The sequence below is a fragment of the Vibrio sp. 03_296 genome (assembly GCF_002265885.1).
Window position 1 is genome coordinate 1 of the sequence record NZ_NPKW01000186.1, and the last position, 666, is coordinate 666.

General features: G+C 44.3%; 1 protein-coding gene and 1 pseudogene. One reads left to right on the forward strand and one right to left on the reverse strand.

Annotated features, from left to right (window positions below; all coding sequences use genetic code 11):
- On the reverse strand, positions 1-92 hold a 92-nt coding region (locus CIK04_RS33515; RefSeq protein ID WP_325205741.1), incomplete at its 3' end, for a DUF2860 family protein.
- A gap of 351 nt (positions 93-443) precedes the next feature.
- On the opposite strand from CIK04_RS33515, the pseudogene CIK04_RS22790 reads away from it, so the two are divergent.
- A pseudogene (locus tag CIK04_RS22790) lies at positions 444-666 on the forward strand (acyltransferase); the annotation flags it as partial.

Genomic DNA, 666 nt, shown 5'->3' on the forward strand with positions numbered 1-666 from the left:
GCAATATCCTCTCTCGCGGTACCGAGGTAAACTTGATGCTCGAGTTGATCTCCAAAGGTGTAAGCGATATTACCTAAGGGCGCGAACAACACCGCACTTTCGACTTTGAGGGGGCTTGCTTGTCACTGTTGATGGTTGCATTACCGTCGGTATTAAAATGAGATTCCGAGGCACCAAAGCCAGTAATCAGTGAATTTCACACTAAACCTGCCGCTTCATTGAGTGCTGCATGAGTGAGCGGAGCAAACAGTGCAGCCGTTCGTGATTAAGATTCGATTTTTCATTGCGATTCCTTTAGCCATTCATCCTGACGAGAGAGACTTCCCACCTTTTCGGTCACAAACTAATCTGACCATTTTGACAAAGATTCCAAACTGGGCTGGGAGCAGTATAATTACACGCTGTTTTTTTCTTCATCGAATATAAGAGTTTCGACAATCACTATGTTGGCATATCTGTTACTTTTTATTAACGTTTTTTTGGTCATTCTTAATTCTGCAATGTGCTCAATGACGATCTGTTTGATTGCGATCGTCAAACTGGTCTTGCCGACTCAAGGGCTGAAAGCGAAAGCAACCGATGCGGCGAACAAAATGATGTGGTTATGGGCGACGGTTAACGCAGCGATTTTGGTGATGTTTAACCGCATCGAATGGGATATCGAAG